The organism is Microvirga tunisiensis (genome assembly GCF_009296175.1).
Lineage (GTDB): Bacteria > Pseudomonadota > Alphaproteobacteria > Rhizobiales > Beijerinckiaceae > Microvirga > Microvirga tunisiensis.
In genome coordinates, this window is sequence record NZ_VOSK01000165.1 from 1 (window position 1) to 14,613 (window position 14,613).

The following is a 14,613-nucleotide window of genomic DNA, read 5'->3' on the forward strand; positions in this document are numbered from 1 at the left end:
CTATCTGGCGCGAAACGGGTTTACTCACATCCCGGCGCCGGCACAAAACGCCAAAACCCTCACAGGCGCTTCAGCGATGCTTGGTATACGCACTCTGCCATGCCGTGTGATGGGCTAAACTCGAGCTGAGGAGGCACTCTGATACTCTTCATTGTCAATTGAAAATTGTTCTTTGGAAGAATTCCTCAATTTTCCGCCATTGAAGGTCCATATGTTGGAATACCAGAAGACGATTTCGGCTAGGATTGCCGCCCAGGGTATCGACGGTGCGGCCTCCAACGGAGCACAATCAATCGAGAGAGCAGCAACACTGCTCTTGCTCGTCGGGCGGGCTGGACCTTCAGGTGCTCGGTTGTCCGATCTGGTTGAGCAGTGCAGTCTTCCGAAGCCGACCGTCAGGCGCATGCTTCTCGCGCTCGTACGGGCTGGCCTGCTCGACCAAGACCTGGAGACGAGACGCTATTATCTAGGCCCGGAAATTCATGTTCTTGGAACACTGGCGAGCGCGCGTTTTGGTATTCATTCGATCTCCCTCCGCTCCCTTGTACGACTAAGCCAGCAGACCGGCGATACCGCCTTTCTTTCGGTGCCCCGGGATGTCTATTCCATCTGTGTGCATCGCGAGGAAGGACCCTATCCAATCCGGATTCATGCCCTTCATGCAGGAGACCGGCATCCACTCGGCGTTGGAGCAGGAGGCTTGGCTTTGCTCGCCGCCTTGCCCGACGGGGATGTGGAAGAAGTATTGGCGGCCAATGCAGACGTTCTCGCCGACAAGTATCCGCCGTTCTCGCCTTCGGCGCTTCGTGGTCTCGTTCAGGACACACGGGCACGAGGCTATGCTCTCAACCCTGGCATGCTTCTCTCGGACTCGTGGGCCATCGGTGTTCCGATCCGTGGATCGGACGGCAGACCGGTCGGTGCTCTCTCCATCGCAGCGACGGAAAGTCGTTTGAGTCCCGAGCGTCAGCGCGAGATCGCCCCTCTCCTCAAAAAGGAGGCATGTTGGATCGAGACACGCTTGAACGATACTGATATCGGCGAGAAACCGGCGCGAGTTCGGCGAAACCATCCATGACGGCATCCCTCGGTCGTGCCGGCACAGGATCTTCGGAAATCCTGTAAGGTCTGGTAGGACTCATCCGAGCGTCAGTCGAGCGCCGGCTCCCTGTCAGGCCCTTTCTATGATTTCACGGATCCGGACGGCCAAATCTTCGATGGCGAAGGGCTTCGTGATCATCTCCATGCCGGGTGCCAGGAAACCGGATGCGATCGCTGCCTGCTCGGCGTAGCCGGTGATGAAGAGCACTTTCAGATGAGGGCGCATAAGACGTGCGTGATCGGCGAGTTGGCGACCGTTGAGCCCTGGCAGCCCTACATCGCTGACAAGCAGATCGATCCGTTGCTTCGACTCTAGAACTTTGAGACCGGACGGACCATCCACTGCTTCCAGGGCTTGATAACCGAGATCCGCCAAAACCTCGAGGATGAGCGACCGAACGACCGGCTCATCCTCGACCACCAGAACCGTCTCGCCCGCCTCAGCCCGATGGACCTCGCTTAAGCCTGAAGCGGCAACTTCCCCTTCCAGTTCACCTGTGTAGTGAGGCAGGTAAATCTTCACGGTGGTGCCTCTGCCTAGCTCACTGTAGATCCTGACATGCCCTTCGGATTGCTTGGCGAAACCATAGACCATGGACAAGCCGAGGCCTGTCCCCTCGCCGATCGGCTTGGTCGTGAAGAACGGATCGAAAGCTTGAGCCAGAACATCGGCAGGCATGCCGGTCCCCGTGTCGGACACGCAGATCGTCACATACTGGCCGGGAGAAACATCTTGCTGGGAGACCGTATAGATACGATCCAGTTTAGAGACCGAAGTCTCGATGGTGAGTGTGCCTCCCTCGGGCATGGCATCCCGGGCGTTGATCGCGAGATTGAGAATAGCGCTTTCCAGCTGGTTCGGATCGCAGAGCGTCAGTGGTAGGTCATCGGATGCAACGATCCTGAGTTGGATTGCTTCGGACATGGTTCTCCGAAGAAGGTCTTCCATGGACAGGACAAGCCGATTGGCATCGACCGGCCTCGGGTCGAGAGGCTGCCGTCGCGCGAAGGCGAGAAGGCGGTGCGTCAGTGCGGCGGCACGGTTAGCCGATGTGATCGCGGATTTGATGTAACGATCAATCCTATCGAGGCGCCCTTGCGCCATACGTGACTGAAGGAGATCGAGCGAACCGACGATTCCTGTCAGCAGATTGTTGAAGTCGTGGGCAATACCGCCTGTCAGCTGGCCGACTGCCTCCATCTTTTGGCTTTGCCGAAGCTGCTCCTCAAGTTGTTTGCGCTGCGTCACATCGCGCCCGACACTGTAGAACACATCCTCCGCCGGAGCGAAGGTCCAGTTGATCCACCGATGGGACCCATCCTTAGCCTGGACGCGGACGTCGATGTCGTTGATCGCCTTCCCACCCTGCAGGCTCTGAAGAAGGGTATTGCTTGACGCCCGATCCTCTTCGTGGATCCAGGCATCGATCCGGGTTCCGACGATCTCATCCTCTCGGTAGCCCAGCAGTTCCGACCAGGCCGGATTGACGGCACTGAGATAACCGTCGGTATTGCAAACACTGAACAAATCGCTTGATAGGCTCCAGAGCCGGTCGCGCTCGCGGGTACGCTCCTCGACACGACTTTCGAGCTTCTCATTGAGCTCTCGAAGTCTCGCTTCAGATTGCTTGGCCGCCGTGATGTCATAGATCACGCCGATAAACCGCAATCCTGCCGTTTCCGTGTCGCGCACATACTCGCCTCTCCAGGCAAGCCAGCGAAGTTCTTTGTCATCGGCGCGCCGGATCTGGAACTCGACATACGAGGCAGCTTCACCGGAGCTCTGTTCCACGATGGCGCGATCGCCCGGCTCGATGAGAGAGTTGACAGTCCGAACCGGGAGAACATTGCTCGGATGAAGTCCCAGCAAACGGCAGAACTCGTCCGAAACGTTGACGGTCGCATAGCCATCGAGATATTCGAATGTTCCGATCCCGCCGGCGCTCTGCGCGATCCGAAGACGCTCCTCGACGTGCTTCTGTTCGGTGATGTCGATGACGACGCCCGTAAATCGTACCGGCCGATCATCTTCATCAAAATGACAGCGTCCCCGCGCAAGAGCCCACCTGGCCGAGCCGTCGGGGGCGAGAAGACGGTATTCCTTCGAGAAGATCTCCGCTCCGTTGAGAATGCCGCCAACGGCAAGACGTATCCTCCGACGATCATCCGGATGAATGGCTTTGAAGAAATCCCCGGTGGGCAGACCCTTGGCTGCCTCTGCGGGATCAAGTTCATGAAGTGCTGCGAATCGTGCATCCGCGGTAAAGCGTCGGTTGGGAATGTCCCAATCCCAGGAGCCGCCAGTTCCGGCAACAGTCAGTGTGAGGCGAAGCCGCTCGTTCGTCTGGCCCAGTTCCCTTTGGCTGGCCTCAAACGCGGCCTGCACCGTCCTTGACTGATGTGCCTGAGTGATATCGACCTGTGTTGAGAGGAAGAATTGCGGCTCTCCGCCTCCATCGCAGATGGGCGTGATGAAGAGATGGTTCCAAAACTGTGAACCATCCTTGCGACGATTGAGCAGTTCGGCCGAGATCGCCCGACCAGCCGTGATCGCTTCCCGTATCTGCGTGACAGCGCCTTGGTCCGTGTCAGGAGTCTGCAGGAAGCGGCAGTTTCTGCCAATCGCCTCCTCGGGAGAATAGCCTGTGACTCTGGAGAAGGCTTCGTTCACGTAAACGATCGGGTTGTCAGAGGTTCGCGGATCGGTTGCAACCATGGGCAACCCGGACTTCTCGAAAGCCGAAAAGATCGGACCCGCTATGCGCCGCAGTTCACTGACAGCGATATCAATCGTCCGCTTCGCTTCGCCCTGTGACAAGAATTGGGCCGTCATATCTGGTAGGACTTGGTTGAGGGAGGCCTGAATATCATCGTTCAAGCCTCGTCGCCAATAACCCGCTCGATGAAGCCCGCGATCAGTTCTTTCAAGGCGGCAAGCGACGGCAGATCCATCAGCATGGCGATATAGCCCCGAATATTACGATTCCGGATCGAGAAATTGATGTAGAGAAAGAGAACCAGTCCCTCGTCCGGCCGCTCGTGCGGGAGAGTGAAGAGCCTCGCGCCATCTCCGCGGATCACTTCCGGCAAGGAGATGTTGAGGGAGCGTTTCAGCATGTTCGCCATGGTTGCGAGGCAGCCGTTCAGGATGATGTTTCCCGTTTCGGCAAGCGCCTCGTGCTCCATATCGGCAATCTGGTCGAACGGCACATCGCTCCCGATGATTGCCCTGACGAGATCGAGACTCGTTGCTTCGGGAAAGATCAACAGAGCCCGACCCGCGAACGCACCCTCGAATTGCTGCTGAACAGCAACGAGCTCGTCGGTCTCACGCTCCCCGATCAGTCGAGCCGCATTATGAGGAGCCATGAGCTCGATGGAGGGAACCGACAGAAGGACCTCCTCACCGATCATCTTGCGCAGGCTTGAGGCAGCGCGACTGACGCCGATGTTGACGAGTTCAGTCAGAGCATCATGTTCGAGATCGGTCAGAGCAATGTCATCCTTCATTATGCTCACGCGCCGTCTGAACGTAGGCGGAGCGCTGCTCCGGAGACGAATCCTCTAAGGCCATCCTCAGTCAGGGGCTTGCTGACGAAGGTGGCATTCACCTCTCTTGCCCGGGCAATCACCTCGTCCTGGATATTGGCGGTGATCACCGCGATGGGCATGGTCGGGTGAATGGCCCGCAACTCGGCCGCCAATTCCAGACCGTCCTTATCCGGCATATTGAAGTCGATCATCGCCACATCGATCTTTCTCTCGCGCAGGATCTCAAGGGCATCCTGCGCATTACTGGCCTCGATGCGTTCCCATTCTGGCTGCAGAGCAGCCAAGGTTTTGCCCGCGACAATTCGCGCCAGTTTGCTATCGTCGACGATCAGAACAGTTGTAGCCACTCAGATGCTCCGCCAGGGGGGATTAAGACTGCTGGGACCAGCCGGTTTCGCTTGAGAGAAAAAGGATATTTGTTCTTTTAGAGTATCCGGGAATAATGACAACCGCTTAGCTCCCCAGCTACCCTGTGTCGGAGGATTTTGCCACTCTCAGAATGGGTATCAGCCAGTCATGGACGAAGGCATCCTTTTCTCCTTCCCTGATCGGAGGCCTCAGGGCCATGAGAATCTGGAAAACCGCCGCATGGAGGTGCTCGGCGTCCGTCAAGTCCACAACGCGGCTGCTGTCCGCCTGAAGCCATCCGAGCAGCGGCTCGGCATCTTCCACCCGACACTGCCCTTCTAGCAGGATGATATTGCCATCCAGTCGCGCACTCATCCGATCAGCTCCGGAATATCGAGAATCATGAGGACGCTGCCGTCTCCGAGAAGGGTTGTCCCCATCACGCCGGGCATACCGGCTAGGATGCCGGCCATGGGCCGCATCAGAACGTCCATGCGCTCGGCAAATCCGTCGACTGCAACCCCGACCCGTTCATCCCCCGCCGACATGATCAGAACTTTCGCCCCCCTTCCTGGATCCGCGATGCGGGAGATCCCCAGGAGATCGACGAGCCTGACCAGGGGGAGCGTCCGGTCGCGCAGCACAAAGGCCTCGCCTTCCTGAATGGGGAGGATGCGTGAGGCCGCCACGAAGGCCGTTTCCAGGACACCGTCGATGGGGATGCCGTAGGTCTCGCCACCCACCCGGACTGCCATCACCTTCGTCATGACGATGGTGAGCGGCAGGGAAAAGCGAATTGTCGTTCCGCGTCCTAGCAGGCTCTGCACACCGACTTGGCCGCCTAGTCTTTCGATTGCCGAGCGCACGGCATCCATGCCAACCCCTCGACCCGACAGATCGGTGATCTCCGACGCGGTAGAGAAGCCCGGAGCAAAGATCAACTCCATGGCCTCGGCATCGCTCATGCGCTCGACCCGATCCCCTGGAGCGATGCCACGCTCCTGAGCAGCCCGCCGGATGGATGCAGGATCGATGCCCCGCCCATCATCGCTCACTTCGACGATGATCCGATCACCATCCCGGCGAGCTCGCAGGACAATCCTCGTTCCGGTCGACTTTCCTGCCTCCAGGCGAATATTCTCTGGTTCTGCGCCATGGGCGACGGCATTGCGCAACACATGGAGTAGCGGCTCGAACAGGCCTTCCACGACGGATTTGTCCGCCTCGACATCCTCACCCTCCATGGAAAAATCGATGAGCTTGCCCAATTGCCCCGCAGTATCGCGGACAGCGCGCGGAAAGCGCCGAAAAATATCGCGCATGGGCATCATGCGAACATCCATGACGGCCCTGTGCATGTCCGCGACGAGTCGGTCTATGGCTGCCTGACTCGCCTGGATGCCTTGGACAAGATCCTTTCGATCCATCCCTTCGTCGCTCAAGGCCGCCAGATGCGCCAACGAATTCTTGGCAACGACCATTTCGCCGACAAGATCCGCCAGACGATCAATCCGTGCCGCATCGATACGCAGCATCCGCGAGGCGGCCGCACCGACTGCACTCGTCTCACGGCTCGGAGAGCCGTCAGATCCGACTTCATAAGTACCGGCTGTATCCCGCCACGCTACTTCATGAATCGTCACCTGATCCGGAACAAAGCGGAAAACCGTCTTCACCGCATCGAACTCGGCGCAGGACAGAGCCTCGATCCGAAGATTGCAGGAGAAAGGATCGATCTCGGCGGCAGGAGGCCACGGCTCCCTGTTTGTCATCCGAACAGCGACAAGATCCGGAACCGAGCGTAGGAGCGCGAGAGGATCGTCGCCGGCGAAAAAGCAGTCGGCTCGCGGTGTGTACCGGATAGCAACAAGACCGGCACTATGCGCTTTCAGATCTGCTCGATCGGATCCTGCCGCCAACAGATCATCGATCCAGCCGACGTCCACCTCCGGGATCATAGGAGCAGCTTGTGCCGCTCCTTCATCGAGCTGCGAGCGCAGAGCCCGTGCGAGGCGATATCCTTCCTCACCGGCATCGGGCGGCAGTTGCCCGGTTTGTTCGATCGCGCCAACCCAGCGCTCCGCCTGGCCGATGCATTCGAGGAGGATGTCGATCACATCACTATCGATCCTTGCTTCTGCGCCTTTGAGAGCGCCGAGGAGATCCTCGGCGGCGTGAAGGGCCAGTCCCATAGGCGCGAAATCGAACAGGCCGACGGACCCCTTGAGCGTGTGGACGGCTCGGAAGGCACCGTCCAGGTGGGCGGCGATAGCGGGTTCGCGCTCCAGAGCCAGAAGGTCATCGGTTGCCTGCTGAACCAATTCACGCGCCTCGACAGTGAAATGCTGGAGAAGATCGTCCATCACGCACCCTCCCCCGGCCTTTGATAGACGATTGCGTCCTCGAAGCGGCGGAGACTGAACTGCTTCGAAATGCGGTTCATCGACTCGGTATGGCCGAGACAGATATAGCCGCCCGGATTCAAGGCATCGTAGAGATTGTTTGCGGCGAGGAGACGGGAGGCGTCGTCGAAATAGATCAAAACATTGCGGCAGAAGACGATGTCGAACCGGCCTTGGGCCGCAACGGAGGCCCTGTCCACCAGATTAACGGATGTGAATTTCACCGATTCCCGCAGATCCTGAATAAGCCTGCGTTGACCCTCATGAGGAAGATCAAAATAACGTTCGATCATGCCCGGCGGCAGGCGCGACAGGGCGCGCTCCCCATAAATGCCTGCTTCCGCCTCGACCAGAACCCGCGTGTCGATATCCGATCCGACAATCTCGATGTGATAGGCATCGACCATAGGCCAATTCTCAAGGAGCCAGATGGCGATGGAATAGGGCTCCTCCCCTGTCGAACATGGCACCGACCAGATCCGCACGAGATCGCCGGGTTTCCTATTTCGCACGATGTCGGGCAACAGCGAACGACCCAGGCAATGCAGCTGATGCTCCTCACGGTAGAAATAGGTCTCATTGACCGTGAAGATGTTGATCAGGTGCTCGACCTCGCTCTCGCTAGCTTGAACATGCGAGAAATAAGCCCGAAACGTGCGCATTCCGGTGGCCGACATGCGGTCGGCGACGCGCCTTTCGATGTAATAGCGCTTGCTTTCACCGAAGATCATCCCGGTGCGGCCGTAGAGAAACTCGCACAGGCGGCGGATCTCGTCCGGATTGAGCGGCGTCGCAGATCCTTGCTCCGCTCCGGCAACCCTTTTCGGCGATTGCGGCTTGCTCATGAGCGCCCCAGCATATCGATGATCCGGTCGGCGATCAGCTCTAATGGAGCAACGATTTCCGCCCCGCCCCTTCGAACGAGTTCGCCAGGCATGCCCCAAACGACGGCACTCTCCTCGGCCTCGGCGATTGTGCGACCGCCCTGCCCCCGAAGCCGCGTCATGGCTTCAGCTCCATCGCTGCCCATCCCCGTCATTAGCACCCCAAGCAACCTGGTAGGCGCAAAGTGCTGCATGGCGCTGTCCACCAGCCGGTCGACGCTCGGATGCCAGCGATGCTCCGGAAGGGACGGAGCTGCCAGCACGATAGGGCCATCCGGACGGGTGCCGACGATGACGTCCGCATCGCCTTTCCCGATATAGACGTTACCGGCTTCGAGAGGCATCGGACGGGTGACTTCGATGACTGTCAAAGCGCACAGCTTGTCGAGCCGGCGGGCGAGCGGACCGGTGAAAGATCCTGGCATATGCTGCGCCACCACTACAGGCCACGGAAAGGCGGACGGGAGCCGCGAAAGCAATGCATCCAAGGCGGGCGGACCTCCCGTAGAGGTGCCGACGAGAACAACGCCATACGCCGGAGAGACTGCGCTCCTGGTCGCACGCACTGCCAGCACCGGGCGGAGAGACCTTCGAGGTGCCGCCATCGGTTTCCGGTTCAAGCCACTCTTCAATCGCACCCGTTCAGCCAATCTCAGACTGCCCGGCAGGCGCGCTCGCGATGCGGCACGGACTTTTTCGACCAGCAGAGGGGCAAGGGTCTCGATCTCCAGCGAGACAGCCCGTTCCGGCTTCGCGATGAAGTCGACGGCACCCAGCTCCAAAGCCTCAAGCGTGACGTCTGCCCCTTCCGCGGTCAGAGACGACACCATCACGACAGGGCATGGGTGTTCCAGCATGATGCGATCGAGACAGGACAGGCCGTCCATCTGCGGCATGTAGACATCGAGCGTGATGACATGCGGCTGAAATCCGGCAAGTTGCTCAAGGGCTTCCACGCCATTGCGGGCGAAGGCAATCTCGAAATCTCCCTCCGCGGCAAAGACATTGCCGAGAAGACGTCGCATCAGGGGAGAGTCATCGACAATCAGCAGCCGGATCACGGAGCAGGCCGATCCGGATGACCATCGCCCATGGCCGCAAGCAGGTCCTTCTCCGCTCTGTCCAGGAGTTCGCGTGGATTGAGCAGGAGGATCATTCGCCCCTCGACGTCGATATTGGCGATGCGATCGATGATTTGGCTCCCATCCGCTGCCAGATCAGGCGTCGGGCGAAGCTGGCTTCGGGGGATCTTGAGGACCTCCGATACAGTATCGACGACGAAACCGGCCTGCATATGGTCGATCGTGACGACAACAATACGCTCCCGTCTCCGCTCACCGCGTCCTTCGAATTTGAAGCGCCGCCGCTGATCGATCACCGGAACGACATGGCCGCGCAGGTTCATGACACCTTCGATGAAGTCTGGAGCCTTGGGCAGACGCGACAGGGTTTCGGGAACACGCACCACTTCGTCCACGGATGCGACGGGCAGGCCGTATTCCTCACCCCCCAGCTGAAACACGATGAACTGCTCGTCGCCATCCGAAGAACTGTCGGGGCTGCTCATCTCTGGACTCTTCTCCATTTGCGGCGCGACGTGTTCAGCCAAGTCCCGATCACGAAACAGACTGGCTGTCGACAGAACGGACACCAATCGACGCCCTCCCTCAAGTCGGTAGATGCCTTGAATTTTGGCCTCTGCTGCGCCACGGGTCAGGATTGCAGGCACAGGTTCGATCTCATCGGAGGGAACGCGAAGGATCTCCTTCATGCCATCCGTCACCAAACCTACCAATGCCTCGCCGATCCGCGCGACCACGACACGGGATTTGGCGACTTCATGTCCGCCCGCGCGCAGACCAAGGAGTCCACGGAGCGAGACCAGCGGGAGCAGGCGCTCGCGCAGAGCCATGACTCCCCGCATGACGTCCTCAGCCTGAGGAGCGGCCGCAACACCCGGGGGAAGCGTCACGACCTCATGAACAGAGTCCAGGGGCAGGGCGAAATCCTGGCCTGCGACCGCGAAGCAGACGAGAGCCACTTCGTCACGGGATATCGCCGTGCCGGCTTGGGGCTCCGACATTTCCGACACACGCCGGTGCTGCACACGGCGGCTGAAGTTGCCAAAATCCCGGAACAGCAGCGCATCGAGATCGATCAAACGCGCGGATGCGCCATCCACTTCCGACGCATCGGCGCTCCCCAACGATGCTACCCTGTCGATTAGGAGGCCGATTGGAGCGCCGCGATCGATAACGACAACACGGGCATTCGCAGTAGGGCGCTCCTTGCCTCCGAAAAGGCAGTGGAGCGATATCACTGGCATCACGGCGCCCCGCAGATTAGCGACCCCGACGAGGCTCGAAGGGCCGAGCGGCACGCGAGTCACGGCCGGCGGGCGGATCACCTCGGCAACGTCGGAGGCGGGTAAGGCAAAGCGTTCGTCACCCACCATTATCGTCAGGAACGACTGAGTGACAGCCGAAGGGGCCGTTTCGGCCATGATCTTACGACTCCGCGATGTGGAGTTCGTCTGCCAGGGAGGCGATCTCCTCAATGGCGGCGGCAAGATCCTCAGCGCCACGCGCCTGCTGTCGAGCCGCGGCGGCGGCCTGAGTGGCGGCACTTCCCGCCTGCTCGGCCACAGCCGCGACCTGCTGCGTACCCAGCCGAACCTCGCGGACCGCCGTTAGGATCGTTTCCGATCCCGCCAGGATGGCAGCGCTGCCCTGCCGGATCGCGTCGACATCGGCCTCCACCGCATTCAGCCTTTCGGCCATCATGGTGTTCTTGGCGATCTCCGCCTCCGCCATCGCGGCGCTCTGTTCCAGGTCGCGCCGGACGACGGTAATCTGCTCACGAATCTGGCGTACAAAGTCTTTGATGCGATCGGCATTCTCGGAGGCATCCCGCGCAAGGGCGCGGATGTCCCCGGAGACGATCGCGAAGCCACGACCGGCTTCACCAGTGCGCGCAGCCTCGATGGAGCCGCTCACGGCCAGCATGTTGGTCTGAACAGCGACGAGCGCGATACTATCGATGATCTTCTCAATGCGCCGGCTGGACTCGTCCAGACCTCCCCTCAATCCTATGACGGCCTGGGATTCCTTCAAACGCTGTTCGACGCCGGTGGCGAGCCGCATTATCGCGGTGCGATTGTCCTGGAATGCCGAGGCAAGAGACTCGATCCGCTCGACCGCCGCGCCTGCAACGTCCCGCGAGGTGCCGGCGGCACGGTCGATCTGCCCCATTGCGGCATTCGCCTGCTGGGTTGCGGCAGCCTGGATCTGAGCCCCCCGGCTGATCTGATCGACGGCGGTCATGATCTCGCCGGCAGCTCCCGATAATTCCTGAATGGCCGCCGAGAGCTGCTCCGCCGCCGATCCGACCTGTTCGGCGCTGGCAGATCCTGCACTGTTCGTCTGGAGATCGTCAGCCAGGACGGCAAGCGCCTGCGCGGTCTGCTGGCTTTGGTCGAGAGCGACACTCTGCTGCTGCACGGCCCGCTGAGCCTCGGCCGCCGCTGCAGCCTGCTCCTCGGCGGCGCTGGCCACCTGCTCAGCCCCGCGCTGCGCTTCGCGGATGGCCGCCTCGGCCTCGACGGCGGCAACGAGAATTGACTGACTGCCATTGGCCAGAAGGATCATGTCGGAGCGGATCCTGTCGAGAGCCGCGACGGTGGCGCGGCCGACCTGAGCCTCGCCGGACGCCGTTTCGGCTGCGGCCCTGATCCTCTCGGCGATGGAGCGGACCTCCGTGACGATGCCTTCGGCAAGAGTTTGGATATCCTGAGCGCTTCTTTCCGATGTGCTCGCCAAGGCTCGCACCTCATCGGCCACGACGGCAAAGCCGCGGCCGTTGTCTCCGGCTCGGGCCGCCTCAATGGCTGCATTCAGAGCCAAAAGGTTTGTTTGGTCGGAAATATCGCCAACCGTGCGGGTAATCTCGCCAATCGCGGCAGCCTGCTTCTCAAGGAGCGAAATGATCTCAACCATGGCGTTCTGGCGCGCCGCGTTCGCTCCGACGGCAGCGACAGAAGCGTCGATTTGAGCCCCGGTCTCGATCAACAGGGTTTGGAGACCGGCGGTCTTGGCGCGAGTGGTCTCCGCATGCTGTCGGGCCTCGGAGAACGAGGTGCCGAGGCTCACGATGGCAGCCAGGGATTGCTGCGAAGCGCCTGCCGCCTCTTCGGCCCCAGTGGCAATCTGCTCCATAGAGCGACGCAATTCCTCCGCCGCGGATGAGGCCTCAGTTACCCCGCTGGCCAATTCCTCCGAGGCAGCGCCGATGCGCTCAGCAGCCTTCTGCTGCCGGGCCCTGACCCGCTCGAGAGCCCGTCGTGGTGAGTTTCCTGCTTTTGGAGATGTCGACGATGCCGCTTGAGTTGCGGAATCACTATTAACCTGACGGAGATTGCCCTTACCGGGCAGTTCGGTCGTCTTAACCAGTGCCATCGATGGCCTTTGAAGTTTGCGGACAGCATGTGAGGGCTCGATCCGACGTGCTGGCACTTTGGTCAGCCCAGTCCAATCGAGGCGAGGTGGAGCCAGGACTTTTATAGGTTTCTGTCGCTCGGTAGCAAGATACGCACGTGGCTATTTCGACAATAAAAACAATGTTGTGCAACAATTGTACACCAAAGACCCTGACGCGAAGGGGATGTCGCTCATGTCCTACTCCACCGCGTACCGGCCATCCAACCTCCGACGTTCTTCGGATGAAGAAACCGCGTTCTCGGAAGTGAGAGACGGACAACATGCAGCAGTCCGGCCCAGGAGAAGTTCATCTCTCTTCCGTCAACCGGCCTTCGCTAGGAGATTTTTCAAAACTACTTGCGCCTCCAAGACAACGAGCCCAGGTCGAAAGTCCTTTAAGGGGCCGTTTGACAGTTTAGAAAAGCTTTGATCAGATGGTCAAATCAAGAGCCTGCTCCTTGAGAAGCAGGCCGAGGTGAACGGATCGATGGCCTGAAACCCGCCTGGAGCGGGCAGGAGGACCTATGACTTCAGCATCCGATATCAGTGCCGGACGGCTTGCGGCTGGCGCATATGACGAAGCCTTTTGCGACCTTCATGCATCGCTGGACCAACACGAGGCCCGTGTCGCGGCAGAGCGGTGTCTCTTTTGCTATGATGCGCCTTGTGTGAACGCCTGCCCGACCGGCATCGATATCCCCCTCTTCATTCGGCAGATCGCCACCGGAAACGTGCAAGGAGCGGGCAAGACGATCCTGGACTCGAATATCTTCGGCGGCATGTGCGCCCGGGTTTGCCCCACGGAAACGCTCTGCGAAGAGGCCTGTGTCCGAAACGACGCGGAAGGCAAGCCGGTCATCATCGGCGAATTGCAGCGCCACGCGACCGATGCCGTGATGGCATCCGGCCGGCAGCTCTACAGGCAGGGCCCGCGAACAGGTAAGCGCGTCGCCGTCGTCGGCGCGGGCCCTGCCGGACTTTCCTGTGCCCACAGGCTCGCGACCCTCGGCTACGACGTGGTCGTCTTTGACGGCCGGCCGAAGCCAGGCGGCCTCAACGAACATGGCATCGCATCTTACAAAGCCCCCAACAACTTTGCCCAGGCCGAAGTCGAATGGATGCTCGATGTCGGCGGCATAGACCTGCGCTGCGGACAGATGCTGGGGCGGGACTTCACGCTTGCCGATCTTCGCCGCGATTTTGATGCCGTCTTCTTAGCTCGAGTTTGGCCCATCACGCGGCATGGCAGAGGGCATAGGCCAAGCATCGCTGGAGCGCTTGTGAGGGTTTTGGCATGTTATGCCGGTGCCGGGATGTGAGTAAACCCGTTTCGCGCCAGATCTGCAGGCGCACAGCCGCGAGCGCATCCGCGAAGGTCGGGTGAGACCTGCGGTACCACTTGTCGATCCAAACAGCCGTGCGAGCGCGCTGACCGAGTTGGGCCGCCAGCAGGGTCACGATCGAGAACAGCACGAACAAGCAGTGCGTGGTGCGGGCCACGGCGCGATCCGACCATTGCCGCTGGGTCTCCACGCCCATATGCGCCCGAGCCTCCTGGAAGGTGACCTCGACCTGCCAGCGTAGGATGAACCAGCCGATGATCTGCAGCGGATCCCGCGCGGCATCGGTACAGTTGTCAAGCGACACCGAGATTTACGAGATAAGGCGACATCCAGTTTTACGACGGCTCAAGCGTGAGCCCGCTGGAGAGCCTCCTCCAGATCCCGCAGGCGATAGCTGCGCCCCTTGATGTTGAGAACATGCGCTCGGTGCAGCAGGCGGTCGAGGATGGCCGTGGCCAGCACCTCGTCGCCGGCCAGCAGCTCGGTCCACTCCCGGATGCTCTTGTTC

The 14,613-nt window shown here is 60.3% G+C and carries 11 protein-coding genes and 2 pseudogenes; 3 read left to right on the top strand and 10 right to left on the bottom strand.

What is annotated here, in order from left to right; genetic code table 11:
- The first annotated feature begins 211 nt into the window (after positions 1-211).
- A complete protein-coding gene (locus FS320_RS27025; RefSeq protein WP_152715170.1) occupies positions 212-1,078 on the top strand; it encodes an IclR family transcriptional regulator in 867 nt (288 codons plus the stop codon).
- Between the two features lie 93 nt (positions 1,079-1,171).
- Here FS320_RS27025 and FS320_RS27030 read toward each other — a convergent pair whose 3' ends face one another.
- The 3 genes from FS320_RS27030 to FS320_RS27040 all read right to left on the bottom strand — a co-directional run bounded on the left by FS320_RS27030 (position 1,172) and on the right by FS320_RS27040 (position 5,000).
- Positions 1,172-3,862: a PAS domain S-box protein gene (locus tag FS320_RS27030; RefSeq protein ID WP_162003264.1), complete on the bottom strand. Its 2,691-nt coding sequence runs from the start codon at positions 3,860-3,862 to the stop codon at positions 1,172-1,174.
- 113 nt (positions 3,863-3,975) lie between these two features.
- Positions 3,976-4,611, bottom strand: a complete 636-nt coding sequence (locus FS320_RS27035) for a chemotaxis protein CheX (protein WP_152715172.1) — start codon at positions 4,609-4,611, stop codon at positions 3,976-3,978.
- 5 nt (positions 4,612-4,616) lie between these two features.
- Complete coding sequence (locus FS320_RS27040; RefSeq protein ID WP_162003262.1) at positions 4,617-5,000, bottom strand: response regulator; 384 nt, start codon at positions 4,998-5,000, stop codon at positions 4,617-4,619.
- A 169-nt stretch (positions 5,001-5,169) separates the two neighbouring features.
- Here FS320_RS27040 and FS320_RS45305 point away from each other — a divergent pair, with 169 nt between their 5' ends.
- Positions 5,170-5,343: a hypothetical protein gene (locus FS320_RS45305; RefSeq protein ID WP_153885334.1), complete on the top strand. Its 174-nt coding sequence runs from the start codon at positions 5,170-5,172 to the stop codon at positions 5,341-5,343.
- Between the two features lie 29 nt (positions 5,344-5,372).
- On the opposite strand, the gene FS320_RS27050 is transcribed toward FS320_RS45305, so the two are convergent.
- Genes FS320_RS27050 through FS320_RS27070 form a run of 5 tightly spaced genes read right to left on the bottom strand, consistent with a single transcriptional unit; the run spans position 5,373 to position 12,741 of the window.
- Positions 5,373-7,364 (bottom strand): chemotaxis protein CheA, encoded by a 1,992-nt coding sequence (locus tag FS320_RS27050; RefSeq protein WP_152715174.1) that lies wholly within the window; start codon positions 7,362-7,364, stop codon positions 5,373-5,375.
- Entirely contained in the window at positions 7,364-8,248 is an 885-nt protein-coding gene (locus FS320_RS27055) for a CheR family methyltransferase (RefSeq protein ID WP_152715176.1), read from the bottom strand. Before FS320_RS27055 ends, FS320_RS27050 begins: the two co-directional genes overlap by 1 nt.
- Complete coding sequence (gene cheB / locus FS320_RS27060; RefSeq protein WP_162003263.1) at positions 8,245-9,348, bottom strand: chemotaxis-specific protein-glutamate methyltransferase CheB; 1,104 nt, start codon at positions 9,346-9,348, stop codon at positions 8,245-8,247. The genes FS320_RS27055 and cheB overlap by 4 nt, the downstream gene beginning before the upstream one ends.
- On the bottom strand, positions 9,345-10,790 hold the full coding sequence (locus FS320_RS27065) for a chemotaxis protein CheW (protein ID WP_152715178.1): 1,446 nt from the start codon (positions 10,788-10,790) through the stop codon (positions 9,345-9,347). Before FS320_RS27065 ends, cheB begins: the two co-directional genes overlap by 4 nt.
- A gap of 4 nt (positions 10,791-10,794) precedes the next feature.
- Positions 10,795-12,741, bottom strand: a complete 1,947-nt coding sequence (locus FS320_RS27070; RefSeq protein ID WP_152715181.1) for a methyl-accepting chemotaxis protein — start codon at positions 12,739-12,741, stop codon at positions 10,795-10,797.
- Positions 12,742-13,286: 545 nt separating this feature from the next.
- Here FS320_RS27070 and FS320_RS27075 point away from each other — a divergent pair.
- Positions 13,287-13,979, top strand: a pseudogene (locus FS320_RS27075) (FAD-dependent oxidoreductase); the annotation flags it as partial.
- A 16-nt stretch (positions 13,980-13,995) separates the two neighbouring features.
- On the opposite strand, the gene FS320_RS27080 reads toward FS320_RS27075, so the two are convergent.
- Both FS320_RS27080 and FS320_RS27085 read right to left on the bottom strand, forming a co-directional pair.
- Positions 13,996-14,409, bottom strand: a complete 414-nt coding sequence (locus tag FS320_RS27080; RefSeq protein WP_152715185.1) for a hypothetical protein — start codon at positions 14,407-14,409, stop codon at positions 13,996-13,998.
- 62 nt (positions 14,410-14,471) lie between these two features.
- Positions 14,472-14,613: pseudogene (locus FS320_RS27085) on the bottom strand (ATP-binding protein); the annotation flags it as partial.

Bases quoted from the DNA above. Each gene is read 5' to 3' on its own strand.
- FS320_RS45305 (WP_153885334.1), top strand. From the start codon at position 5,170: ATGGACGAAGGCATCCTTTTCTCCTTCCCTGATCGGAGGCCTCAGGGC.
- FS320_RS27070 (WP_152715181.1), bottom strand. From the start codon at position 12,741: ATGGCACTGGTTAAGACGACCGAACTGCCCGGTAAGGGCAATCTCCGT.
- FS320_RS27050 (WP_152715174.1), bottom strand. From the start codon at position 7,364: ATGGACGATCTTCTCCAGCATTTCACTGTCGAGGCGCGTGAATTGGTT.
- FS320_RS27055 (WP_152715176.1), bottom strand. From the start codon at position 8,248: ATGAGCAAGCCGCAATCGCCGAAAAGGGTTGCCGGAGCGGAGCAAGGA.
- FS320_RS27035 (WP_152715172.1), bottom strand. From the start codon at position 4,611: ATGAAGGATGACATTGCTCTGACCGATCTCGAACATGATGCTCTGACT.
- FS320_RS27065 (WP_152715178.1), bottom strand. From the start codon at position 10,790: ATGGCCGAAACGGCCCCTTCGGCTGTCACTCAGTCGTTCCTGACGATA.
- FS320_RS27025 (WP_152715170.1), top strand. From the start codon at position 212: ATGTTGGAATACCAGAAGACGATTTCGGCTAGGATTGCCGCCCAGGGT.